This is a genomic window from Paenibacillus sp. N22P23 (assembly GCF_059383735.1).
Window position 1 is genome coordinate 1017170 of sequence record NZ_JBXENT010000001.1, and the last position, 25715, is coordinate 1042884.

24 protein-coding genes and 1 riboswitch are annotated in these 25715 nt (G+C 46.1%); of the genes, 19 read left to right on the top strand and 5 right to left on the bottom strand.

The annotated features are described in order from the left end of the window. From AC506A_RS04965 to AC506A_RS04975, 3 genes are all read left to right on the top strand, one after another. Positions 1-246, top strand: coding sequence for a hypothetical protein (locus AC506A_RS04965; protein WP_495459857.1), 246 nt, complete (start codon positions 1-3; stop codon positions 244-246). Positions 247-248: 2 nt separating this feature from the next. Next, positions 249-1346: a GerAB/ArcD/ProY family transporter gene (locus AC506A_RS04970; protein WP_495459858.1), complete on the top strand. Its 1098-nt coding sequence runs from the start codon at positions 249-251 to the stop codon at positions 1344-1346. A 74-nt stretch (positions 1347-1420) separates the two neighbouring features. Next, entirely contained in the window at positions 1421-2128 is a 708-nt protein-coding gene (locus AC506A_RS04975) for a DUF554 domain-containing protein (protein WP_495459859.1), read from the top strand. Positions 2129-2209: 81 nt separating this feature from the next. Here the strand turns inward: AC506A_RS04975 and chrS are convergent, their stop codons facing one another. Next, positions 2210-2692 carry a chromate efflux transcriptional regulator ChrS gene (gene chrS / locus AC506A_RS04980; RefSeq protein ID WP_495459860.1) on the bottom strand — a complete coding sequence of 161 codons (483 nt, stop codon included), beginning with the start codon at positions 2690-2692 and terminating at the stop codon, positions 2210-2212. A gap of 203 nt (positions 2693-2895) precedes the next feature. Then, a riboswitch (guanidine-I (ykkC/yxkD leader) is annotated at positions 2896-3001 on the top strand. 72 nt (positions 3002-3073) lie between these two features. Between chrS and AC506A_RS04985 the strand changes: the two genes are divergently transcribed. From AC506A_RS04985 to AC506A_RS05020, 8 genes are all read left to right on the top strand, one after another. Continuing rightward, entirely contained in the window at positions 3074-4237 is a 1164-nt protein-coding gene (locus AC506A_RS04985; RefSeq protein ID WP_495459861.1) for an amidohydrolase family protein, read from the top strand. Positions 4238-4268: 31 nt separating this feature from the next. Continuing rightward, a complete protein-coding gene (locus AC506A_RS04990) occupies positions 4269-5033 on the top strand; it encodes an ABC transporter ATP-binding protein (RefSeq protein WP_495459862.1) in 765 nt (254 codons plus the stop codon). Positions 5034-5038: 5 nt separating this feature from the next. Further along, on the top strand, positions 5039-5908 hold the full coding sequence (locus AC506A_RS04995; RefSeq protein WP_495459863.1) for an ABC transporter permease: 870 nt from the start codon (positions 5039-5041) through the stop codon (positions 5906-5908). Between the two features lie 65 nt (positions 5909-5973). Then, positions 5974-6957 carry an ABC transporter substrate-binding protein gene (locus AC506A_RS05000; RefSeq protein WP_495459864.1) on the top strand — a complete coding sequence of 328 codons (984 nt, stop codon included), beginning with the start codon at positions 5974-5976 and terminating at the stop codon, positions 6955-6957. Positions 6958-7033: 76 nt separating this feature from the next. Beyond that, entirely contained in the window at positions 7034-8623 is a 1590-nt protein-coding gene (gene ggt / locus AC506A_RS05005) for a gamma-glutamyltransferase (protein ID WP_495460973.1), read from the top strand. A 17-nt stretch (positions 8624-8640) separates the two neighbouring features. Further along, positions 8641-9192: a chromate transporter gene (locus AC506A_RS05010; RefSeq protein ID WP_495459865.1), complete on the top strand. Its 552-nt coding sequence runs from the start codon at positions 8641-8643 to the stop codon at positions 9190-9192. A gap of 28 nt (positions 9193-9220) precedes the next feature. Then, on the top strand, positions 9221-10450 hold the full coding sequence (locus tag AC506A_RS05015; RefSeq protein ID WP_495459866.1) for an amidohydrolase family protein: 1230 nt from the start codon (positions 9221-9223) through the stop codon (positions 10448-10450). Between the two features lie 54 nt (positions 10451-10504). Then, positions 10505-10897: a nucleoside deaminase gene (locus tag AC506A_RS05020; RefSeq protein ID WP_495459867.1), complete on the top strand. Its 393-nt coding sequence runs from the start codon at positions 10505-10507 to the stop codon at positions 10895-10897. 150 nt (positions 10898-11047) lie between these two features. Here the strand turns inward: AC506A_RS05020 and AC506A_RS05025 are convergent, their stop codons facing one another. Beyond that, positions 11048-11527 (bottom strand): carboxymuconolactone decarboxylase family protein, encoded by a 480-nt coding sequence (locus AC506A_RS05025; RefSeq protein ID WP_495459868.1) that lies wholly within the window; start codon positions 11525-11527, stop codon positions 11048-11050. Positions 11528-11784: 257 nt separating this feature from the next. On the opposite strand from AC506A_RS05025, the gene sigJ reads away from it, so the two are divergent. Then, entirely contained in the window at positions 11785-12639 is an 855-nt protein-coding gene (sigJ, locus tag AC506A_RS05030; RefSeq protein ID WP_495459869.1) for an RNA polymerase sigma factor SigJ, read from the top strand. 43 nt (positions 12640-12682) lie between these two features. Here the strand turns inward: sigJ and AC506A_RS05035 are convergent, their stop codons facing one another. From AC506A_RS05035 to AC506A_RS05045, 3 genes are read right to left on the bottom strand one after another with little or no spacing between them, the layout of a single operon-like run. Then, the gene (locus tag AC506A_RS05035) at positions 12683-13771 is read right to left on the bottom strand and encodes a GerAB/ArcD/ProY family transporter (protein WP_495459870.1); all 1089 of its coding nucleotides are present in this window, start codon (positions 13769-13771) and stop codon (positions 12683-12685) included. A gap of 25 nt (positions 13772-13796) precedes the next feature. After that, a complete protein-coding gene (locus tag AC506A_RS05040) occupies positions 13797-14954 on the bottom strand; it encodes a Ger(x)C family spore germination protein (RefSeq protein ID WP_495459871.1) in 1158 nt (385 codons plus the stop codon). After that, positions 14951-16405 carry a spore germination protein gene (locus AC506A_RS05045; RefSeq protein WP_495459872.1) on the bottom strand — a complete coding sequence of 485 codons (1455 nt, stop codon included), beginning with the start codon at positions 16403-16405 and terminating at the stop codon, positions 14951-14953. Before AC506A_RS05045 ends, AC506A_RS05040 begins: the two co-directional genes overlap by 4 nt. Before the next feature lie 154 nt (positions 16406-16559). On the opposite strand from AC506A_RS05045, the gene AC506A_RS05050 reads away from it, so the two are divergent. From AC506A_RS05050 to AC506A_RS05080, 7 genes are all read left to right on the top strand, one after another. Next, positions 16560-17567 (top strand): phosphotransferase enzyme family protein, encoded by a 1008-nt coding sequence (locus AC506A_RS05050; protein WP_495459873.1) that lies wholly within the window; start codon positions 16560-16562, stop codon positions 17565-17567. A gap of 200 nt (positions 17568-17767) precedes the next feature. Beyond that, positions 17768-19414 (top strand): PAS domain-containing sensor histidine kinase, encoded by a 1647-nt coding sequence (locus tag AC506A_RS05055; protein ID WP_495459874.1) that lies wholly within the window; start codon positions 17768-17770, stop codon positions 19412-19414. A 122-nt stretch (positions 19415-19536) separates the two neighbouring features. Beyond that, positions 19537-20862 (top strand): serine hydrolase domain-containing protein, encoded by a 1326-nt coding sequence (locus AC506A_RS05060; RefSeq protein ID WP_495459875.1) that lies wholly within the window; start codon positions 19537-19539, stop codon positions 20860-20862. Positions 20863-20883: 21 nt separating this feature from the next. After that, on the top strand, positions 20884-21219 hold the full coding sequence (locus AC506A_RS05065) for an MmcQ/YjbR family DNA-binding protein (protein ID WP_495459876.1): 336 nt from the start codon (positions 20884-20886) through the stop codon (positions 21217-21219). Between the two features lie 25 nt (positions 21220-21244). Then, the gene (locus tag AC506A_RS05070) at positions 21245-22618 is read left to right on the top strand and encodes a hypothetical protein (protein ID WP_495459877.1); all 1374 of its coding nucleotides are present in this window, start codon (positions 21245-21247) and stop codon (positions 22616-22618) included. 145 nt (positions 22619-22763) lie between these two features. Continuing rightward, on the top strand, positions 22764-23804 hold the full coding sequence (locus AC506A_RS05075) for an S-layer homology domain-containing protein (protein ID WP_495459878.1): 1041 nt from the start codon (positions 22764-22766) through the stop codon (positions 23802-23804). 326 nt (positions 23805-24130) lie between these two features. Further along, entirely contained in the window at positions 24131-25711 is a 1581-nt protein-coding gene (locus AC506A_RS05080; RefSeq protein WP_495459879.1) for a spore germination protein, read from the top strand. The last annotated feature ends 4 nt before the right edge of the window (positions 25712-25715 follow it).

Below are 25715 nucleotides of genomic sequence, written 5' to 3' on the forward strand. Positions count from 1 at the left end.
ATGCTAATCTTTACGATCCTTTTGCTTTACTTCGTATACGTAATTACGGCATACGCTAAGCTTTGGAAGCAAAGGAATAGAAAAGAGGCCATCGTGCTGTTGCTCTTTAGTCTGTTTATCACCTGTTACTTCATTCCGGTGATTGAGGATTGGATGCCAACCTCTGAAGCGCTTAATACCTATTTGTTTAAGCCCATTTCCGTGTATGTGAAAGAAGTAATGAATGTACAGTTGGGAGTCGATTAAACGTGAAGCAGGAAAAAATATCGAGTTTCCAGTTGGGCTGCCTTTGTTTTGCGTTTATGTCGGGATTCTCGACTTTATATTTGCTCGAAGCCAAATGTCTTACCCAGGATGTATGGCTCGCGAATTTGTTAGCTACGATAGCAGTTATCCTTACGTTAGTCATGACTTCCTATTTACAGAAACAATTTCCGCAGCTCAACATGAGCGATATTATCATTAAACTGTTAGGGAAATGGATTGGGAAGCTGATTTTAACGATTTTTCTAGTAGACTTGATTGGGCTTGGTGTGTTATCGCTTCGATCCATAGCGCTATTTTATACAAGTGCAATCCTGCCCAATACCTCACCAAATTTGATTATCCTCATTGTGTTGAGTGTGACGGTATATGCCGTTTCTCTCGGTATCGGCACCATCGTTCGGAGCGTTCTTGTCATTCTTCCGTTCTTTATCGTCTCCATTGTGGTGATCTGCATCTTTATCTATCGAGATGTGGAATACAATCCTTTTCTTCCCCAATTTCAACACCCTTTCCCCATGTATGTATACGGAACGATGGTTTCCTTCGGATTTCCTTTTGGTAAATCGGCTTTGATGGCCTTTCTCTATTCCGATGTGGATAATCCGAAGAAAGTATTGTTAAGCTGCAGCGTAGGCGTCATATTCTCTTGCCTTTATCTATTAACAGCGACGTATATCGCATTCGGATGTTTAGGAGTAATGATGTTCCAGACGGCATCATTTCCATTCTTCTCGGCGATTCAATTGGTTAAATTCGGAGAGTACTTAGAACGGATCGAGATTCTGATTATCGGAATTTGGACGATTTTCACGTTATTTGAGATCATCATTGTTCAGTATGTTTTTGTGAAAATATTAGGAAAAGTTATCGGGCTCAAAAATACAAAGGCATTCATTGTTCCAGTGGGAGCCTTATTCTTTGCGATAGCAATAAAAAGCTTTATACTGCCGACGGATTTAATTTCATATGACGTCAACATTCTGCCTTTCACGATTATTCTGCCTGCTGTGCTCGTTCCCATCGTTCTCGTCATTTTAACGTGGTTGAAGCTGCGAAGGTCAGGGATACGGCCTGTTTAACGATAACAATCGATGCTTGTAAAGTGGAAAGATGATACGATAGAAAGGAAGTGAAGATAAAGGGGCAGAATATCGTGGTATTGACTGGGGCGGTCGTAAACGCGGCAGCTATTATTGGCGGAGGTGTACTTGGCATCATACTGCCTCGCGTCAAAGAAGATATGAAGAAAACCGTTATGGCTGGCATGGGGATGCTTGTGCTTGTACTGGGCATCGGGATGGCGCTCAAGTCCGCCAACTTTGTGCTTGTAGCATTTAGCTTGGCGATCGGTGGCGTACTAGGCGAACTGATAGACATTGAGGGGAAGCTTCAGAAACTAGGCGATCAATTGCAGAAGCTGGTGTCTCGGAACAAACCGAGTAATATTGCGGAAGGGTTCGTCACAACGACACTCGTATTCTGCATCGGGGCAATGGCCGTGCTTGGGTCGCTGGAGAGCGGCTTGCATGACAATCACGATATCCTATTCACGAAATCCATCTTGGATGGTTTTCTGGCGCTGCTCTTCGCATCGACCTTAGGGGTTGGCGTGTTATTCTCAGCAGTACCGATCTTATTGTACGAAGGGGCGCTGACGCTGCTTGCCTCGATCATCACGGCATGGATGGGCGATCAAGTCCTGGACGCGATCGTGGTGGAAATTACCTCGATCGGCGGAATATTAATAATGGGGATTGGTATTAATATCTTAAATATCATGCGAATTAAAGTCGCGAATTTGCTGCCCTCAATTATAATCGGGGCATGTCTGGTTCCATTACTGAAATGGTTCGCCATTTGATAGAAGCAGATAGGAATCAAAAAAGCACCCTTGTTAGGGTGCTTTTTTATTTCTAAAGGCGTTACTAAGTTGTTGCTATCCTTATAATTTCATGCCGAAACGGCTCTTATAACGTTTCATCAGCAATTGGCAATCTACACTGACGACGCCTTTCATTGCATATAACTTCTCAACCAGAAACGATTCCATAACTTGAATGTTCGGAAATATAGCATGCATATGAAGCTTGCTCGGTCCGGTCATGTGGTACAAGCTCGTGACCTCATCTACAGTAGCGAGTTTCTCCGAAATTTCCTGTAAGTGTGACGGCTCAACGTCCACATTAAAGAACGCGGATACGTGTATGCCGATTTTGGCGGGGTTGATGACGGCCGTGAATCGTTCGATAACGCCATTATCAAGCAGGGCGCTTATCCGTGCTTGCACCGCTACACGTGATAAACCAATCTCCTTTCCGAGATCCGTGTAAGAAATCCTCGCATTGTCATGAAGGAAGTGAATGATTTTACGATCAATTTCATCCAGAGGGTAATCTGCCCATTCATTCTTTTCGTAATTATCCATGCTAGTCCTCCTAATATTGATATACAAATTCGCGAATAAAATTCGCATTAGATTACGAAACGTAAGTATTAATTAATCATATACTAACCAATAGAATTTTTCATCGGTAAAATCATATCACTATGAAAATTTAGTTGTTGCATAAATGCAAATGAGATGATATGTTATATCCATGTTAATAAACATAACACAATAACTAAATAGGAAATGACATCTAGGGTTCCACAATGCCGTATAAGCATTGGTTTGGTCCGAGAGATGTCACACGGCGAGCTGCCGTGCACACGGAGGGATAAAAGCCCGGGAGATATCTTAACTGATATTTTTCGGGCTTTTTGTTGTCTTATAACAGGAATTGTATTAGTGGAGGAGGGAAACGGAATGGGACAATGGTTAAGCAATGTAACCGTAAATGAGGGTATACACCATATTTACATCAATCAAGGGAGGATAGCTGACATTATCCCCAAGCATCAGCATATTCCGGGCAACGCGAAGATATGGGACGCTAATAACATGCTCATGCTTCCGACCCTTGAAGATTATCACGTGCATCTTGATAAACAGTTTCCTACGGATCGGTGGATATCGCGAAGAAGTGTGCCGACGATCTTAGATCAGTTCCAAATGGAGAAGGAGCTGCTCGAACCGATCAAAGCAGGATTGAAGAATCGTGCACAGCAAACACTGGATCAGATGCTGGCATGCGGAACGACGCGCGCCAGAGTTCACGTCGATATCGATCCGCAAATTGGGCTTCGGCATTTGGAAACGATCGTTCAACTGCAAGAGAGCTACAGAGGGATCGTAGACATCGAGATTGCAGCTTTTCCGCAGCAGGGCTTGCTTCGCTCCTCGTCGATTCCACTTCTGAAGCAAGCACTTCGAGAAGGCGCATCCATCGTAGGCTGTGTCGATCCTGCCGGCGTTGATCGTCAAGTCGAAAGCTGCCTGAATGCCGTGTTCGAGATGAGCGTGGAACATGATGCCGGCGTTGACATTCATTTACATGATCCTGGACATCTTGGCCTCTATACGATTGAACGCATTGCGGACTATACCGGGCAATCAGGAAAACAAGGAGAAGTCGCCGTAAGCCACGCCTATTGTCTAGGCGAAATCGACGAGCAAGCATCAAAGGAAATAGCCGTTCGTCTTGCAGAGCAGCGCATCATGATCATCACGAGTGTTCCCATTGATTCCGCGATGCCGCGAGTTGATCAGCTTTCGGCGCTGGGCGTTCAGGTGAAACTGGGCACCGATCATACGGGACTGGATGCATGGACTCCTTTCGGCAGTCCGGATTTATTAGCAAGGGGAAGCAGGCTGGCTGAGAAATACAGGTGGAATGAAGATGAACGACTACGTGGTGTGTATCCTTATCTTACATCGGCTCCGCTTCTAGTACGACAAGGTGATCAGGCAGACTTCATGCTGGTTAAAGCTATTAATCCGGAGCATGCCATAGCTTCTGCTCTCCCGAGGGAAATTGTTGCGGTACAGGGTAAGGCTGTCGCAGGAATGCAATTCGATCGTGCATGGTAACAAACAGTCGAGATGAGAGAGGGGAATTGCGATGATTGCAGAGAAAGCCATTCATATGAATAACGTCTCGAAGCGATATGGAACCGGCACACTAGCGCTGCGGGATGTGGATTTAGACATTGGCGAGGGAGAGTTCGTCTCGCTTGTCGGCCCGTCGGGTTGCGGAAAATCAACACTGCTGCGCATTATGGCCGGGTTAGGAGAAGCTACCGACGGAATCGTCTCCGTGCTTGGCCAGCCATCGCAACAGCTAATGAAGACAAGTGGTCAGCTGGGTTTTGTATTCCAAGAGGCCAATCTAATGCCATGGCGGACGGTAATCGAAAATGTTGAATTGCCATTAGAGCTGCGCGGAGTAGGGAAGAAGGAGCGCCGCGAAGAGGTTGATCGGGTGCTCAGACTCGTGAGACTCGAGAGCTGTCGCGATTCATACCCCAAAGAGCTGTCTGGCGGTATGAAGATGAGGGTTTCAATCGCTCGATCACTCGTGTCTAATCCCAAAATATTATTCATGGACGAACCATTCGGCGCACTGGACGAAATGACGAGGCACCATCTCCATCAGGAATTGCTTGAGATCTGGAGGCATTCGAAACTTACAGTCGTTTTCGTTACCCATAATGTATTCGAAGCGGTTTACTTATCCAGCAAAGTCGTCATCATGAAGTCTTATCCCGGTGAAATTATCAAATCGATCGATATTACGGCCCCCTATCCGAGAGACGATGAGTTCCAAGCCTCGACACCGTTCGGCCAGTGGGTGGATCAAGTATCCAAATCTTTAAAGGGGGGCTAAACGACATGAATACGATTTTGAACCTTGATCGAAGTGCAGCTCCTGCTAACCCTGAGAAGGTGAAAGCTAGTACGTTAAAGTCCGGTAAAGCGTTAAAGTTCGTTCAAATCGCTGCACCGCCGCTTGTTCTCATGCTGGCGATTCTAGTGGTATGGCAGCTGGTCACCGTGTTCTTCGATCTTCCAAGATATATTCTTCCTTCGCCGACAGCAATCGCGCAAGCAGCATTCGAGAGGGGGAGTGATCTGATGCGCTCCGCACTCAATACGTGTTTATCTGCTTTCTTTGGATTTCTGTTAAGTATCATTATTGGGAACCTAACGGCTCTGCTGATGACGGCATCGAAGTGGGTGCAGCGAAGCTTGTCCCCGTACGCGATCATTCTTCAAACCATACCGATCGTAGCCGTCGCACCTCTAATCGTCATCTGGTTTGGTACCGGCATGAATTCGATCATCATCATTTCCTTTATCGTAGCGGTATTTCCGATTATATCGAACAGCAATTTGGGTTTGAATGCGACTGATCACAATTTGGTGAACCTCATGCGCATGTACAATGGTACCGGCTGGAAAATGATGTGGAAGCTGCGAATCCCCTATGCGATGCCCTACATATTAGGCGGGATGAAAATCTCCTGCGGCCTCGCCGTTATCGGGGCCATCATTGGCGAATTCGTTGCGGGAATTGGCGGGGCAAAAGGCGGGCTGGGTATCGCGATTACATCGGCGGCTGTGCAAATGCAGACACCATATTTATTCGCTTGCGCAATCACAGCTTCCTTGCTAGGCATGATTTTCTTCGCGGGAATATCGATTTTATCCCATTTCATGCTAAGAAACTGGCACGAATCAGCGTCTCAAACCGAGAACTAACGTGTACAGGCGGCTTCAACGATTCACCACATATAAATGATAGATGAGGGATGGGGAGAATGCATATGAAAACGATGGAGAAAACGAAACTGATTGCCAGTACAGTGTTTGTCGCTTCCGTATTGACGGCTTGCGGATCAAATTCAGGTTCCGGTAACGAACCGATCAAAATCACGCAAACGATGAGCTGGTTCGCCCAACCTGAGATGGGCGGGCACTATGCGGCAGTTGCCGGTAAGATTTACGAAGATGCCGGATTGGACGTTACGTTACAGCAAGGCGGTCCTCAAGTATCCAATGTGCAGCTGCTTGCATCCGGCAAAGTGCAATTCGCGATGGCAAACGCGGATGAAGTCGTGCTTGCCCGCAATGAGGGCATCCCGATCGTCACGATTTTCGCAAACCTCCAAACCAACCCTCAAAACTTGATCTTTCACAAAGACTCCGGCATTAAGAAGATCGAAGATCTGAATGGCCACAAAGTCTATACAGCAACGGGATTTCCGTTCTGGCAGTACCTTAGTTACAAATATAAATTGAATAACGTGCAAGTTCAGAATTACACAGGTTCGTTAGCGGGCTTCTCAGCCGACAAGGATTCGGTCACACAAGGCTTTGCAACCAATGAGCCATACGTGCTCAAAGGCGAAGGGATTGAAGTAGATTGGTTCCTGAACGCGGATTTGGGCTACAACCCTTACGGTAATGTGGTCATAACAACGGAAGACATGATTAAGAATCATCCCGATACGGTCAAGAAATATGTAAAAGCGACGATCGAGGGATGGGATTATTATTACGCGCACGGGGACGAAGTGAATAAACTGATTAATGAAACGAACAAGGACTACTCCCTGGATCATCTGAAGAGTTCGCAAGAGATAACGAAAGACTTTGTATTCGGCGGCGACGCTGTAACTCACGGTCTTGGTTACATGTCAGAGGAGCGTTGGCAGACACTCGTAGATGAAATGAAAGAAGCCGGTATGATCAAGAAAGATATCCCGATTAGCGAACTTTATACGAATGAATTCCTACCAGAGAAATAGATGTACCTTTTAAAATGGGGATCCCCTAGGGGATCCCTTTATGCCAAGCTAAGGAGGTTACGCTGTGAAGAACATCATGCCAGTGTCCTATAAGAATATGGTTGCAGCGCCGCATTACTTAGCGTCTCAGATAGGGAATCAAATCTTGTGCCTTGGTGGCAATGCATTTGATGCATCAGTTGCGATCAGCGCTGCGCTGGGGGTTGTCTATCCCCATATGACCGGTATCGGCGGCGATGCTTTCTTCATGGTTTATAATGATGGGAAGATTATGGGGTTCAACGGCAGCGGCAGAGCTGGCAGATTAGCAAATAGAAATTACTATAGCAGCAGGAGCTTAGACGCCATTCCTCAGCGTGGCGTACAGAGCGCAATCACGGTCCCGGGTATGGTCGATTCTTGGTGGGAAGTTTGGTCCCGCTATGGACGATTGCCATGGGCTGAATTACTTCAGCCTGCAATTGATTACGCAAGAGAGGGGTTCCCGATATCACGGGACTTGCATCACTGGATGGTGACGGATGAACAACTCATTCGTTCGAGCGAATCTATGTCGCAGGTGTTTATGAAGGATGGGAAGCTGTTAGCGCTTGGAGATCGACTGGTGCAAACCGCACTGGCAGCGAGTTTACAAGTCGTGCAGCTGGAAGGGCGTGACGCCTTCTATGAAGGCACTTTGATGAAGAAGATAGCGGAGGCCATTGAGCGTGATGGCGGATTGCTTCGAGAAGAAGATTTTCGCAGTCATCATGGCGAATGGGTAGAACCACTGACCGTTAATTATCGTGGCTGCGATATTTATGAAATGCCGCCTAACTCGCAAGGTTTCTCTGCGCTGATGATGTTGAACATGCTGGAAAATGTGGAACTTGGGAAGATACCGCGGCAATCCGCAACTTTCTACCATTTGGCGGTCGAGGCAATCAAGAAGGCATTCGTAGAGCGAGACCGGTATTTAACAGATCCTGCATTCACGGCGGACATCCCAATGGAGATGCTGCTGTCCAAAGCCTACGCGAAGCAATTGTTCGAGGAAATGGTTGCAGATTCACCTTTTGTAAGTATGCCTCACCTGTCGCCTGTGTTGGGGCAGGATACTGCGTTCGCTGCCATTGTCGATGCAGACGGCAACGGGGTTTCTTTTATTCAGAGTTTATATTACGATTTCGGCTCTTGCTATATGGCAGGAGATTCAGGCATCATCCTACAAAATAGAGGCTCGTTCTTCTCGCTCGATCCAGACCATGTGAACGCGCTCGAGCCGATGAAGCGATGCTTCCATACATTAATGCCTGCGATGATCTGCAAGGACGGAGCGCTTTATGCCTTATTAGGTACACAAGGCGGGGAGGGGCAGCCACAGACACAGCTGTCTCTGATAACGGGATTAATCGATTATGGTCTTACTATAGCCGAGGCGATTGAGCTGCCAAGATGGGTATACGGCCGAACATGGGGGACGGACAGCGACTTGCTTCGGATGGAGAATCGTGGTCCGGAATCGGAAGAGGCGGCAAGCGAATTGGCGTCCTGGGGACATCAAGTGCAATTATTCGGCGGTTGGGATCGTATGATGGGGCAAGCGCAGGGTATCGTCATCGATGCGAACGGACTTCGAAGCGGCGCTGTTGATCCGCGAGGAGACGGAATGGCAATCAGCTCGTAGTGAAAGGACTTTTGCAGATGAGCATATTATGGAAATTATTTGTTGCTTTCGGCTCAGCAACGATGCTGGGGTATGGCGGAGGGCCTTCGATTATTCCGCTATATCAGGATCAAGTCGTGAACCGCAACGGGTGGATGGATACGTCGGAGTTCGGCAGCGCGCTTGCATTCGGGAACGCATTACCTGGTCCGATCGCAACCAAGCTAGCCGCTTATATTGGCTTTAAGGTCGCAGGCTGGGGAGGCGCCGTTGTAGCTTTAAGTGCGGTGGTCCTGCCGACTGCATTATTGATGGTCATCCTCTCCGGAATACTGGTGAAGCTGGAACATGTACCGGTAATCAAAGGCATGATCAAAGGCGTGCAGCCTGTTATTTTCACGATGATGGCACTTCTCGCGTACGATTTTGCCAAATATGCCTTTCAACCTGGTTCAAGTGCGATTGGCTTAAGTTTCTTGCCGTTTATGATTGCATGCATGTTCTTTATCATGGTGCAGTATTTACATTGGAATCCGGTGTGGGGCATTTTAGGTTCATTGGCGTTAGGAGCCTTATTTTTAAGAGGATAGTCGTTTCTTGGGGAGAAGGCGGGTGTCTATGTTAGATCTACTATTTCGGGACATTGGGATATCTACAGGCGACGGTCGTTATCATATTGGAATAAGAGACGGTGTGATTGTCCTTTGCGAGCCTGCAGGTGGGGATTATCCGGAGGCAAAGGATATCATAGCAGGGGAAGGCAGAATACTGCTGCCGGGCTTGGTAGAGACGCATATTCATTTGGATAAAGCGTTTCTGACTGAGAAGTCTAAGGTTGAGGCAGGCGGACTAGCTGAGGCAATTGCTGCGACCAGATCGTTGAAAATCGATTATACGTACGAGGACATTTACCGCAGAGCAACGCGGGTACTAGAAAGAAGTGCGCGGTTCGGCGTCACGTCGATGCGCTGCCAAGTTGAGGTTGATCCCATTATTGGATTAAAGGCGATGGAAGCAACGCTTGCGCTGAAGGAGAAGTGGCAAGATACGATCGATCTGCAGCTTGTCGTCTTTCCACAGGAGGGGATTATGCAGCAGCCCGGCACCGCAGAGCTGATGGAAGAATCACTTCGTATGGGTGCTGATGTGGTGGGAGGAATACCGTATAACGATTATTCGGCAAATGATCATTTATCATTCGTATTTGACCTTGCGGAAAAGTATGGGAAGCCCGTGGATTTGCACATCGATTTCTCCGACAATCCTCATGAATTGAACGTGCTTACGGTTGCGAATGAAACCATCCAACGCGGTTATCAAGGGCGTGTTGCCGTAGGACATGTAACCTCTCTCGGCTCGGTTGCTCGCGAAGATGCGCTTGATCATGCCAAACTGCTTGCTAAAGCCGACTTGCAGATCATGTGCCTGCCGGCGACTGACTTATATCTTGGCGGAAGGAAAGATAAACAAGCGGCAAGGCGCGGTCTAACACCGGTTAAGCTGCTGCAGGAAGCCGGCGTTAACGTGACGATTGGGACGAACAATATCCGTAATGCATTCACGCCATATGGAACAGGTGATCCGCTGGATATCGCCTTATTATTAGCCAATACCGCCCAGTTCGGGACGACGTTGGAACTCAAGAGGATCTTGGAGATGGCAACGATTCATGCAGCTCGGTCACTAGGCTTAGCGAATTACGGCATCACTGTCGGCGCTAATGCAGATCTCGTTATGGTGGAAGCAGAGACGCTCGAAGATATCATCATTGATCGGCCACCGCGGCTTGGCGTATGGAAGAGCGGCGTGAAGAAAGCCGAGACAATCATGGAGGCTAGGAGGTACTAATCCAAACTCATGCGATTCAAACAGCATTTGGCATCCTAATAGCAGAGGGTGATAATGATGTACATAGAAGAAACGTTAAAGCTTGCTTTGCAATTAGCCGATGTGAATTGTCAATCTGGCCGAGGCGGTCGATACGGCGCAGTCATAATGAAGAACGGCGTTATAATCGCGTCCGGTATCAATGATGTTATTCGGAAATGTGATCCGACAGCGCATGCAGAAATAGAAGCGATCCGAACAGCTTGTCATGCCTTGCAAGTAACGGAGCTTACGGATTGCGACATGTTTGCCAGTGATGAGCCTTGTCCGATGTGCAGGAGTGCCATTCAGTGGAGCGGGATTAAACGAGTCTATTTTGCACGCCCCTCTGCACCTGATTTTCATGTCGAATGGAATCAAAGCTCGGAGCAGGTGACGTACGTGAACATTAGTCTTGACCAGCAATAATCGGATTTTTTATGCGGTACCTAACCTTATATATTCACATGAATTGCTGCGGAAATTGCAGAACGAGCTATAAGCAATAGCAGAAGGATTAAAGAAGCTCCTGAACAGAATCATTCAGGAGCTTTTTATTGTGTTGGAAGGTCTCTTAAGTTAGTTCAAGCCCGCTTTAGTCAAACCAAAGGCAGCGTCTGCAGAACCCGGCACTGTTTGGAAGGCGACATTGATGCGATTCCATGCATTAATGGCCATAATCGAGTAGGTCAGATCGGAAAGTTCTTTCTCCGACAATTGTTCGCGAACGCGATTATACACTTCATCCGGTACACCATGCTCAGGCAGTTTAGTCAGGATTTCAGTCCATGCCAGTGCTGCGCGTTCACGTGGCGAGAACAATGTGGATTCTCTCCAAATGGCAAGGTGATAGATACGAAGCTCTCGTTCACCATTAATCTTTGCTTGCTTGGCGTGCATGTCCAGGCAGAAGCCGCAGCCATTGATTTGCGAAGCTCTTATATGAACAAGATCGAGAATTTGCTCTTCAATTGCGCTTTCCTTCTCGGCATTGCTGAAATTCATCAATTGCTTGAAAAACTCCGGTGATTGCTGCATGTAATTTATACGTTGTGCCATAGTCGTCTGTTCCTCGCTTTATTGGTTTTGTAAGACCGGTTTAATATGTCTCAACCGCTCTTCGGACATATAACGAGGCAGCATTAAATTCTGTGACAAGGATACGAATCGACATACATATTCAGAAATAAGCAGGAAAAGCTATGTATCACATTCAATCGAAACCAGCTAAAGTCGCTTGTCACAAATTTCATCAGCAGCTCGTTATATATAATGGCCTCTTTATTGGCTGAAGCATTATGATTGGAAGTGGTAGGATGCAGGAATTATATGAGCAATACAAAGGACTATTGTTTAAACTCGCATATCAGCTGACCGGCTCCGTTTCCGATGCAGAGGATGTCGTGCAGGACGTATTTATTAAGGCTTATGAAATTCCTTCAGAGAAGCTGTCCCAGCCCAAAGCCTATCTTTGTAAAATGGTCACTAATCGCTGTCGGGATTTGCAGAAGTCGGCTCGCAAGAAGCGAGAACAATACTTTGGAGAATGGCTCCCTGAACCGTTAGCCGGTTCTTATGATGATGGCATGGAATCGGTCGCTCGTGACGAGCTTTTGTCCTATGCCATGATTGTGCTGCTTGAACGCTTAACGCCTTCAGAACGAATTGTATTCGTATTGCGCGAAGCACTTGGCTTTGAATTTCCCGAAATCGCGGAGTTGATTGAGAAGAGCGAAGTGAATTGCCGCAAATTGCTTAGCCGCGCAAAGGCGAAGATGGGCGTATCCTCCGAAGAGCTCGTTCAACCCGAAGCTGCCGACGATAAGTGGGCACATGGTTTCATAGCAGCGCTCAAACAAGGGAACCTTCATGAAATTATAGCGATGCTCGATCAGAATGTTGTTCTTGTCTCGGATGGGGGAGGCAAGGTTTCGGCAGTCGTCAAACCGGTTGCATCCAAAGCTATTGTAGCTAAGTTTCTCAGTAAGCCTCTACATAAAGCTTTTATAGGATCGATTGTTGAAGTCGCTCAATTGAATGGGCAGCCGGCGATTATTCTTCGTTCGGATGAAGGCATTCATACAGTGGTGATGCTGCATGTCGAAGGGGATGCCATCCGGAATTTATATGTGCTCAGAAACCCAGACAAATTCCAGCATATTGCGATATAGAAACAGCAAGCAGGACGTATCGATTAACATCGGTACGTCCTGTTTATGTTCTACGGCTTTGTCGTATGCTGCCTATCATCCAGAGCAGCAAGGGAATGACAATAAAGACAGTGGGATAGAAATAATAGATAAGAAATTCATTCTGAACTGTATTCGCAAATTGAATATGTTTCGTGCTATAGATGACGCTAGCCAGCAGAATGAAGGTCAGTACACAAGAAATAAGCTTCCAATTCTTGATGCCGGTCCACTCCGATAATCCGTAACTTAGGATAAACAAGCCAATAGATAACTTTATAAAGGCGCCGAACAGCCAAAGCGGGATGAAAATAGCATCAATATTTTGCACGAAATTGAGGATGTGAATAAACTTTGTGAGGGAGTATACGGGAACAACTAACTGAGCAGCCAAAAAAGGTCCTGTTATAGACAGCACTACCAGCGTAGTTAACACACCCCAAACCATGGAGACTGCTGTGCCCCATAGAATAGCCCGGGAGGCGGTTCTTTTGTTCTCAGCGAAGTAGAACATCATGAGGATGATTGAAGGATCAACCATGTAATTATACGAATGCAGCATACCCATCAGAATGTGATGCCACCCTGAGTCGACATAAATCGGCAATATTCGTTTCACATTCATGTCCTGAGGATTCAGAAACAATATGGCGAACAAGATACAGACAAAAATTGGACCAATGATCTCTGCACACCGGCTAATTGCAGTAATCCCGCCTTTATACACCACGTACCCAATGAGAAATAATAGACATACTAAGATAACAAGCATCGGCGTGTTATGCAGCATGACTAAGTTTTGAAATTCTACTGTCCCTTCTGCAATCGATGACATCTGCATAAACCAGAGGGCAAAATATACTTTAACGATGATTTTGCCCATTATGGTTCCTAATAACTCTTTACTGAAGTTAACTAATGTTTTGTCTTTGTGCTTCCTACATACTCGGAGAATGACCCAAGTTGCGGCCATCATAGTCATTCCGCCGAGTAGAATGGATATCCAGTTATCCTGATGCGATTCCTCGGTAGCTAAACGGATGGGAAGGTAGGAGAGCATGATCATGGAGGAAATACTGATTAGCCAGAACATTTGATAGCCGCTAACTTTCATTCTTTTTTCCGCCGCCTTTCCACCGTTATTTGAGCTGCGCCCCAGTTGTTCCTGTTGACCGAAGTTGGATCGTCGCGTTTACTTTTATTTCGATTTTCCTGAAGTTCTCATCCCAATCCGTTTTCTGCGTTTTCCACCAATACGGGTGTTTACGATGCAGATACTCACCAACGCCGATCACGTCAGGTCCCCAATGCTGGATTTTATCCATCGTAAGCTGCATTTCTTTCTGAATATACTCGTTCAGATAGTTTTGGATCGCAAGCATGTTTCCGGACTCGGACATATCAAGTATTGTCGTGTTTTCAAGCAAATAAGCTTGCCCCGTAACGGTTACTTTAACGTGTGTGGGATCTTTGCCGGCGTGAATTTTCCGTCCTTGACGGGTTAACCTAAACGATAAAACGCCTTCACCATTCTTCCACGGAATCGTGATTCCGCCATTAGTACCTTTCCCAATCATCCAGATCGCTTGCGATCCTTCTTCTACGTTCAGAAATCCTTTAATCTTCAGCTTCTTGTCCATGACGGCGAAGCCTCCAACTGCGGCTATTGGCTTCTTCGGCTTGCTGTTATATTTAACTTCCTGGATCTGAAGGTAGGGTAAGATCGGGCGTGTACCTTCAGACAGGCTTTCGATCACGAGTTGTCTCGACGTAAAACTTCTGAACCCATTGATCTGCAGTTCTTTCCCGGCAGCGACGCTGGAATTGTACTCCATAGGATGCTTTAGCATTAGAAACTGCTTAGCACTGCTTCCTCGAACGAGAATAACGGTATCCCTTAAATTATTTGCAGGGTCTCTGCCCAGCTTATCAAATAACTTGCTTACTTCTTGTTTTCGGAAAAACTCTTCACCTATTGCTATTATGATTCGATGACTCGTCATCAATCTTCGGGATATTTTACTTTGAATCTTCTGAGTGGCATCGAATACATCTTTGCCTTTGCCGGTAACGACGAGATAGTTGTCCTCGCTCCCGGATTCGCCGCCTTTGCCGGAGCCGTTTAACTGAGAGGGAATAACGATTTGATCACTAATTTCCATATCCCCATCTTCAGCATAATCAACTGCCGTACCCAAGATATAAGCCAATTGATTGGGTTCGACAAAATCGGTGCAGCCGGGCATCGATAACAACAGGATAAAAGCGACGCATAGGTACAGTGTAATCCGAATCATCGCGAGGTCCTTTTCATTTTCTTATTATGTCCATCTTTCATCCAGAAGGGATATCGAATGATCAGATCTCGAATTCGTTTGCCATCGAAAGGGGCTACTGGGCTGAGGTACGGCGTTCCGAAGGATTCCAGCATGACCAGATGGATCAGCAAGAAGATAATGCCGAAAGCAAAGCCGACAAAGCCAAGCGCACCTGAAATAAACAACATCATGTATCGAATGATGCGAAAGGGAAGGGTGGCACTATATCTCGGTATCGTATAAGCGGCGATCCCCGTTAACGAAATGACGATAATGATTGGCGTAGAGATGATGCCGGCTTCAACGGCAGCTTGTCCGACTACCAGTGCTCCGATGATGCTGACAACAGGGCCGAGTTGATTGGGCAGATGAACCCCGGCTTCTTGCAAACCGTCAAATATAAACATCATGATGAAGACTTCGATAACCGTCGGAAAAGGAGAGGTTTCCCGGGCTGTAGCGATGCCGATCATAAGATTGCTCGGAATCATCTCCGGATGGAACGTCGAAAGTGAAACATAAATGGCAGGTAAAGCGAATGATATAAAGGTCATGATATATCTAACCATTCGGTTTAGGATGATGAAGACGAATCGCTCGAAATAGTCATCCGCAGATTGAAGTCCGGACCAGAAGGTGCTGGGAAGAATTAGGGCGAAGGGAGTTCCGTTAGTGAGAAGCGCGACTTTCCCATCTAATAAACTTGCGGTCACAATATCAGGGCGTTCTGTATTTTGAATTTGCGAGAAGAGGGAGAAGGAGCTGTTCTCAATCCATTCTTCAATATAGGCCGAATCGATGATGCCGTCTGCCTCGATCCCTCCGAGTTTTTCTCTTACTTCGGCTAACACGCTTTCAGCCGCTAGTCCTTGCACGTATGTGAGGACGACTTCGGTTTGTGTGTATTTCCCGATCGTGAATGATTCCATCTTTAATTGTGTGTGTATGATTCTGCGTCTGATTAACGAAGTATTCGTTCGAATATTCTCAACGAAGCCTTCCTTGGAACCACGCAATGTCGACTCCTTAAGCGGTTCTTGAATGCCTCTCATCTCGAAATCTTGCACCTGAGCAAGGAGGGCGGATGCATCGCCATCCACCAAGATTGCCAAGCTGCCTTGCAGAATGTGACGAACGAGATCCTCCATGGATTCATCTGTTTTTATGTTCGACAATGGAAGCCATTCACGTTTGAGCATATCCGCGAGTGACTGTACCCGTCCAATCCCTTGCGGCAAACCGCTGAAGATAAGGGGTTTCAGCACATTATTCTCTATGCTTTGTGCATTGGTCATGCCATCTAAATGAACGAGTAAAAGTACGGTTTCATCCTTTAAACAAAATTGGCGAAAAATCACATCCGAGCAAAGATCGAACTGTTCTCTTAGGTAAGCCTCATTCTCTTCGATGCTGCTGCTAATGGTAACCATGGATGATCCCCCAGTGGATAAATTACACTCGGTGAATATTATGAGCAAAGCAAGCTGCAGCTATGCAGATTCTGGTAATCTGCTAGTTTACATGAATTGGAATGGATGTTATTTTGAAGAAGTGAGTAATGACTGATTTAATAAGGAGAACGTTATGCATAGCGGCTTTCAATTGGATACCGATACCAATCGGCAACGGACACTTCGGCAAACCAAGCAGGCGGCGCTCATCGCGCTGCAGCACTACAATATCGACTGGAGAACCATTCATTTCATTCAAATTTCGGAGCATGTGACCTTCCGTATCGAAATCGGCGAAGGAGAGAAGCTGCTGCTTCGCATTCATCCGAATCATAAATCACGCAAGGAAACCGCTTCAGAGTTAGAATGGTTAACAAACTTACGGAGTAAGGGGCTAGTAGTACCTGATGCGATATTGAACCGCGAGGGTGAAAACATTACGAATGTGGAGACTAGCGAGGGCCTTCACTATTATGCTACTTTGTTGAAATGGATCGAAGGTGAAACCATTCATAAAGGCATGCTGACGACAGAGCACATCCATAAACTCGGGGCAATGATGGCTTCCCTCCACGAGGCTAGTGTCGATTTCCGTCCGACTAGCGAATTTGTTCGACCGACTTGGGGCAGTAAGAGCTTCAAGAGAGACTGGGAGCATTTGAATGGTCATTATAAGCATTTTATCTCAGAGGAGTCCATTGCGTTATATAGTCAGGCTGCTGTAAGAGTGAGCCATCATCTTGATGCACTCGAATCGCAGGAGCGGGACTATTATGGGATGATTCATGCAGACTTACATATTGGCAATATCGTTTATCATCATGGCGAACCGAATCCGATTGATTTCGGCAGATGCGGATTCGGATTTCACCTTTACGACATCGCCCAGTCGATTATGGGGCTGTATCCATCCCAAAGAGAGCAATTCATTGAAGGCTATCGGAAAGTCAGACAACTGAGTGAATCTGCGATGCCGATGGTAGAAAGTTTCTTCATCATGTCCATTATCGAAGCATACAGCTTTCACGCAGAGAATGAGCTTGAAACCGAAGGCTTAATTGAAGAGCAGCCTTATGCCTTGGCCTTATTGAGTGCCTATGTGAACGGGGAACCGTTCTTGTTTCAGCCTCTTGCCGTTTAGGACATTCACTGAATCAAACGCAGACATGACATTCATAGGAAACCAACGCTGGCTGCGTTGGTTTTTTCGAGTACGAACACTCTTCGCTCATAGTTGATGCTTGGAAAAAAGATCTATAATTTTTTAAAGAAATAAATGCTATAATCAACAAGCGATAGAGTTGTGTTCTTTTAATTAACCTAGTTAAGGATGAAAAGGATATGAATAAGCGGACAAAGTTTGAAAAATCAGAATCGGCTGTTAAGATTTCATTGATCTATGTGGTTATCGGCAGTCTCTGGATCATCCTGTCCGATAAATTAATGGATATGCTGAACTTGTCAGATGCGATGACGGTAAATGCAACAAAAGGTCTGTTTTACGTGCTAAGTACGGCCTTTATTCTTTATTTTTGGGTCAAAAGGTTGAAAAAGGCGCTAACCGAAAGTGAAGAACGTTACCGTGCAATCGTAGAACATTCCCCCGAACCGGTAGCCGTTCACCGTGACGGAAAGATCGTGTTTATTAACCCTGCCGGAGCCCGAATAGTTGGCGCGTCGTGTCCGGAAGAAGTTATTGGTCTGCCGATCATTACGATGATACATCCGGACTTTATTGAACGCGTACAGGAACGTGTGCGACAAGTTGTGGTTGAAGGAAAGTCCACAGAGCCCGTTGAGCAGAAGATCATTCGCCTTGATGGACAAGTTATTGATGTAGAGGTAAGGTCAGTGCCCATCAAGTACCTTGGGAAGTCGGCTGTGCAGCTTCTATGTAAGGATATCACAGAGCGAAAACTAGCCGAACGTATGCTAGAAGAGAAAGAACAGGCCTATAAGTCGCTTGTCGATCATAATCCGGATGCGATCTTCACAGTAGATCTTGAGGGTTTCTTGTCAAATGCAAATCCGGCTACCGTTAAGATTACGGGCTTTCAGCTTGAAGAACTTCTTCACGAACCTTTCAAGCAGCTCATAATGGAACATGATCGAGAGAAGACATGCGATTTATTTAAGGAAGCATTGAATGGAGAGTCCAACAGCATTGAAATTGCTATTCGACATAAATCCGGGCTTCCGATCGATTTGAATTTGAAGATGGTTCCGATCGTTATCCATGATAAAATCCAAGGTGTTTATGGCATTGCCAAAGACATCACGAAACGTAAGCGAACAGAAGAATTATTGATAAAATCCGAGAAGCTGTCCGTAGTCGGTCAGCTTGCAGCTGGGGTTGCACATGAAATTCGAAATCCATTAACGTCGCTTCGCGGATTTGTTCAATTATTTCAAGCGAAAGAGGAAATGAATCAAGAATATTTGCAGATTATGCTATCGGAGCTGGATCGTATCAATGATATCGTCAGCGAGTTTCTCGTGATCGCTAAACCGCAAGCGGTGAGCTTTGAGGTGCGTGATGTACGGCAAATTTATTATGAAGTGATCTCATTGCTCGAAACCCAAGCAACGCTCAGCAACGTGCAAATCCATGCTGAAATCGCAGATGACATTCCAATGATCAGCTGCCAGCAAAATCAATTAAAACAGGTCTTTATCAATATTCTTAAAAATGCGATTGAGTCGATGACAAGCGGAGGAAACATCCATATTCTGATGAAAGTCGTCGATAATCAAATTATGGTTCGCTTTATTGATCACGGATGTGGAATCTCGGAAGAGCGATTAACGATGTTAGGTGAGCCTTTCTACACGACCAAAGAGAAAGGGACTGGCCTCGGACTGATGGTATGCCACAAAATCATTGAAGCACATGGAGGGACACTCCATATCGAAAGTCAGGTTGATAGAGGCACAACGGTTGATTTGATCTTGCCCATCGAGGAGATAGGAATTTTGCAAGAGGCTTAGCATTTATGGGCATAGGGAAGATCCGCGATATTCGCGGGTCTTTTTTTTTGTTGTTAATAAGAGGGGAATTGAACAAGGCGGCGAAAATAGAGAACGATGAATTGCGGAGCGGAGGGTATGACTTGAGTAACAGTAAAATTTCTTCACGAGCAATAACCCGGTTTGTTGCGGAATTGGATGAATGGAATCTTCCTGTAAACACGTTTATGTTGCTGCAGCACGGGCAAGTTCTCGCTGAGTTTTATCGTGAGCCTTATCGAAGAGATGTTCCACAAGTATTATTTTCGCTTAGTAAGAGCTTCACCTCGATTGCCGCAGGAATTGCTTGGGATAACGGGTATTTTCAATTATCAGATCGAGTCATTTCCTTCTTCCCGGACAAACTGCCAAGCGTCATTTCATCACATTTAGCCAACATGACGATCCATCATCTTCTCTCGATGAACACGGGGCATCAACATAATATATATAACGCCGTCACCGGGGAGCAGGACTGGATCAGAGCGTTTCTGGCCTTGGATGTCGAATATGAACCAGGCAGCTTGCACAATTACAATACCCCTGCAACCTATATGGTCGCAGCTATTATCGAGAGAACGACGGGCGAGAGTCTGGTCGATTTTCTTATGCCAAGATTGTTTGAACCGCTCAGGCTGGAAAGACCGGATTGGGAGACTTGCCCACTCGGAATCGCTGCTGGAGGAATGGGGCTGAGTTTGCCAACCGAAGGGATTGCAAGGTTTGGTCAGATGCTTCTGAACCACGGTGTATATGGTGACAGGCGCATTGTATCTCAAGACTATTTGGAGATGGCGTTAAACGAACAAAGCGATAATCGATATGGTGAAGAGAAGGTCGACTGGTCGCAAGGGTACGGTTATCAGTTTTTTCTGTGCAGGGATGGCTGTCGAATGGGCAATGGCGCTTTTGGTCAATTATGCTTTATCTCTCCGAGCAAGGGAGCCGTGATCGCTGCAACTTGTAGTTTCGCGAATATGAAGCAGCTGCAGCAATTATTAGATCTGATCTACGTCCATTTGCTTGAAGACGACCCATGGGAACAAGTCACTCATTCGTATCAAGGAAATTACCTATTCGATGACAATGATCATCATATACGGAAGTTAGCCCTTGATTTCAGTAGGAACAAGCTTGATTTCAAGTTGCAGTATGTTGATCATCTAGATTCCTTTACCTTTGACTTCACAGAGGCGCAGCGTGGACGGGCTGACTTCACCAAAGACTTATCTCCTCATTCACAGGAGGTAACCGTTTATGCCAGCTGCCAAGACAATTCTACGTTCATCCTCACCGTTTATTACATCGAAACCCCATACATCGTCACATACCGGTTGGAGCTTATCGATGATCAGCTTGAACTGATTGTCCATCAGAATGTTTCTTTGGCTGGTCGAGCAGATCAAATCGTAAGAGGTAGAAAACTGTAAGCACAATAGGAGGGAACCGCAATGTTAACCATTGATCAGATAAGAAGTTATGCACGATCCTTGCCTGAAACCCATGAAGTCGACCATTGGGGCAAGCCGTCTTTTCGCGTGAATAATAAAATTTACGCCGTTATTCAACCAGATGGCGTATCGTTACTTGTGAAATTAACAGCCGATGATCGAATGGCCTATACGACAATGGATCCCGATGTTTATCGTGTTCCGCCGAAATACCCCACCATGAATTATGTAATCATTCAACTCGAGCTCGTGGATCCGAATGAACTGAAAAGTCTGATCTTCAAGGCGTGGAGTCTGGTTGCTCCGAAACGTGTCGTAAAGTCGTTTAATAGTTAGGCGATGAAATTGGGAGGGATTGGGGATGGCAAATGTTCATATTATGCTTTGGTTCGACACAGAAGACTATATTACGAAAGAATCCGAAGATGCCTTATTAGCTGTAGTACAAATGTTAAACAGCCGTAACACGAGAGGAATATTTAAGATTGTGGGTGAGAAAGCCCGTAAATTGGAGCGAAATAACCGACTGGATATTATAGAGCAGCTGGCACAACATGAAATTGGCTATCATACGGATTGGCATAGTGTTCATCCTACAGTAAGCGAATATATGGAAAGCTTCGGACTTGCTGATGGTGCTGCGGAATTTGACTTGCGAGAAAGAGCGGGACTCGAGGATGTAATGCGAATTACGGGGCAAACAAGCAAGTGTTATGGCCAAGCCGGTTATTCGTGGGCACCGCAAACGTTCCCCGTACTTAGAAAGTGGGGAATTCCGGTTTATTTGGATGTGCATGATCAAATTACACTTGATCATAAGCCGTTCTGGTACGGAGGATTGCTCAATCTTACCGATATGAAGGGCATTATGCGAATGGACTTAAAGGCGGATGGTCTGGAAGAGGGCATGGCGTTATTCGACAAGCTGTATGATGAACTCACTTTCGATGACCAAGAAGGATTCATCAGCATTTATTATCATCCTTGTGAATTTGCATGTACGGGCTTCTGGGACGGTGTGAACTTCAATAAAGGTCACAATACGCCGCGGGATCAATGGCAACCAGCTCCGCTTAGACAGGCAGGAGAAATGGAACGCTTGATCGAGATGCTGGGTGAATTTATTGATTATACCTGTACGAAAGCTAATGTGAACTATATCACTTCGTCGGAAGCTTATGAGATGGAGAAGTCCAATCGGAATCCAGTGCAAGCTTCGGATGTCTGCGCTATCGCAGCAGGACTCTCGAATGAGTTGAACTACACTGTGTATCGTGATTACTCGTTGTCCGCATCAGAATTGCACGCATTATTTTGCCGCTATCTGCTTGGACAAGAATTAGTCCCTGAGCTTATCTATGGCCCGGAAAATGAAGCTCAGAGTGATCCATCCGATGCCGTTCGGGTTGCGGACATCAAGAAAGCGATCGCCGAGGAGTATCCTAGACTATTGGATTACAACCAGCTTCCCGATTATTTCAATGTAGCCGGATACCGCATTAATCCCGTTGACCTTACTTGTACATTGGCTAGCATTATCGCTAATGGTTACCAGGATGAAGATCCGATTACGATCATTTCCGGAGTTTTGAAGTCGAAGGAGCATGCCAGGACAGATGAAAATTGGGGTCCCCAGTGGAGTCCGTTTCCTCCAGACCTACGAGTGCCGAATTTGATTCGCCAATCTCAGCTTCAGACATGGACATTGAAACCGGCATTATTCTCGCACAATTAGGCAATTGTATTAGAAAGGTAGAGATAGCGGCGATTACTGGTTTTACAAAACCTTAACAATTAACGGGGTTAACTTTCTGTAACCTTTTCCAATTCATGCTCGTCTACCTTAACTGAAAGCCAATCTACTTCATGAGGTGAACGAAATGAAAAAAACATTCAAGATGATTACATTAACAGCAGCGGCGACGATGGTATTTACTTTTGCCAGCCAAAGCTTCGCAGCTACTTCGAGTTTCACGGATTTGGGCAACAACGCAGCGAAGAATGAGATCATTTCCTTGCAGCAACGCGGCCTGATCAAAGGAATATCGTCCGATCAATTTGCACCGCACGCTACAATGACGGCAGCTCAAGGCGTTCAGCTCATCGTCAATGCACTGAATTTGAATCTGGATCTCGTTCGATTCTTTAAAGAACCGAAAGCGTCCGATTATTTTGAGAACGCAAACGATAAAGCTTGGTACGCGGTTGCGCTGATTATTGCTGCAGTCAACGGTCTTGACCTGCCGAAAGATCTAAATCCGAACAAACAATTAACCCGTGAAGAATTCACACATGAGCTCATCCACGCGATTGAAGTAACCGGTAAATTGCCAATGATCAAACCGGTTGTCGTAGAGATTGCGGACCAAGACCAAATCAATATCGACTACTCCGGATCAATTACACGTGCAATTCAGTACGGCGTCATTAAACTTGGCGAAGACGGCAAAGTGAATCCGAAGGTCATTCTTACACGTTCGGAAGCAGCTGTTGAAATCTTCAATGCGCTCGCTTATATGAAAGCTCATGCAGCACCAATCGATGCAAACAGCAAAGTATCCATCTCGCAAGGTGTCGAATTGATCGGGGACGCAATCGGCGTAACTCCAACCCTTAGCGAGGATACCGACCTTAGTGCCGCATTTACCCGTGAAGCGTTCATCACGCAGCTCGTCAAAGCGGTCGAAGAAGCAGGCAAGCTGCCAATGATCAATGTTGTGGTTACCGATATTAAGGATGCGGATCAAATCGATGTCGTCAATTCCGGTGCTATTCAGCGCTCACTCAGCTATGGCATCGTGAAACTAAGCAGCGACGGCAGCTTCAATCCGAAAAGCGAAATTACATATGGAGAAGCAACTGAAGCAATCACTAATGCTGTAGCTTACTTGAAAGCTCATTCGGATTCTTTTTCGAACTAACATCCGAATCACAGTGACTGCCGGACGATTGTCCGGTAGTCTTTTTTTGTATTGCTCGATCCATGCATAAGCCATTTGCAACTTTTTCCACTTCGATTCGTACTCAGATGGGCGATCGATCGAAGTCCGGACATGATTGATTCCTTCGCCGCATACGCGAGAAAAGTGGTAGCAATGAATCTGGATTCATGAGGCGTTAAGTCTGAAGTCACTCCTATGGGGGGTGGCTTTTTTTGTGTGGATTGAAGCAGCCGAATTTCCAACATATACATATTCTCGCCCCTCTAACGGCACAATATGTAGAAATTGGACTAGGAGGATCAGCGGTGTCCATCATCAGAAGGCTTCGTAAAATCATTCGCATACCAGCTGGGAAACCATTACAAACCATTCACCATGAAGATCGAGAAGATAAAACGGAAGTTGCTTCTGACATAGATGCTCGTGTCAAAGCCATACAAGAACGGTTCTCCTATAGTTCTGATCTCGTCAATCATATGTTCATAACGCCATCTGGACATAAATGTGCACTTTTATATTTTAAGGGCATGATTGACCTGAAAAATGTAGAAATGCACGTGCTCCAAGTGCTGGCTAACCTCGTTCCGAATACGGATGACCATGAGCTCTCCGCGCTTCTCTTTGATCGTCAGCAGCTGCCTATTGCGAAGCAGAGCGTCCATCACAGGTTGGAAGAAGTAGAGCGAAGCATTCTAGAGAACGAAGCGGTCCTATTAGTGGATGGAGACAGCCGCATGTTGTATCTCTCCGTTTGCTCGCTTAAGCAGCGCTCGATTGAAGAGGCGCCGAACGAATCAGTCATTCGAGGACCGCGCGAAGCATTTATCGAGGTCCTCGAAACGAATCTTAGCCTGCTTAGAAGACGATTAAGAACACCTAACTTTACAGTTGAACTGATGTATTTCGGAACAGAAACCAATACTTGTGTTGCAATTACCTATATGAAGGGCGTTTGCAAGCCAGAGCTATTGAAAGAAATGAAGAAGCGTTTGTCTTCAATTGAGATCAACGCAGTGCTTGGCTCTAGTTATCTGGAGGAATTTATCGAAGATAATCCATTTTCACCCTTCCCGCAAATGGAATATACCGAGCGGCCTGACGTCGTTTGCTCGGCACTTCTGGAGGGAAGAATCGCTCTGATCGTGGACGGTACGCCGATTTCCATCATTGCTCCGGTTACCCTGTTTATGCTCATGCAATCTGCCGAGGATTACTATCAGCGCTATATCTCAGCAACCTGGATTCGTCTCATTCGCTACGTCTTCCTGCTTATTTCGCTTCTGCTGCCGTCCTTCTATATCGCCGTAACGACATTCCATCCCGATATCATTCCGGAGAGGCTGCTAGTAACGGTTGCTGCAGCTCGGGAGAATGTACCTTTCCCTGCACTTCTCGAGTGCTTCATGATGGAACTCGCCTTCGAAGCGTTGAGGGAGGCCTCGCTGCGCATTCCGAAAGCGATCGGTCAAGCCGTCTCGATCATCGGAGCGCTAATAATCGGTACTGCCGCAGTACAGGCAGGGATCGTTTCAGCGGCTATGGTTATCATTGTCTCCATGACGGGCATCGCTTCTTTCATCATCCCGCACTATGATCTTGGTCTCGCTTTTCGTCTCATGCGTTTCCCAATCATGATCTTAGCCGGGTTATTCGGACTGTTCGGTATCGCATGCGGGATGATCTTGCTTTATTTCCATCTAATCGAGCTGCGCTCGTTCGGAGTACCGTATTTGGAACCGTTAACGCCTCGTCATGGAAAAGACTTAAAGGATATTCTCGTCCGTGCGCCTTGGTGGGCGATGAGAACGCAACCCACATTCTCAGGTGCGCACAATAAGCGAGCAAGTAATCGAAACTGGTCAACGATCGAAGATGAGGAGGAGTGAGAGA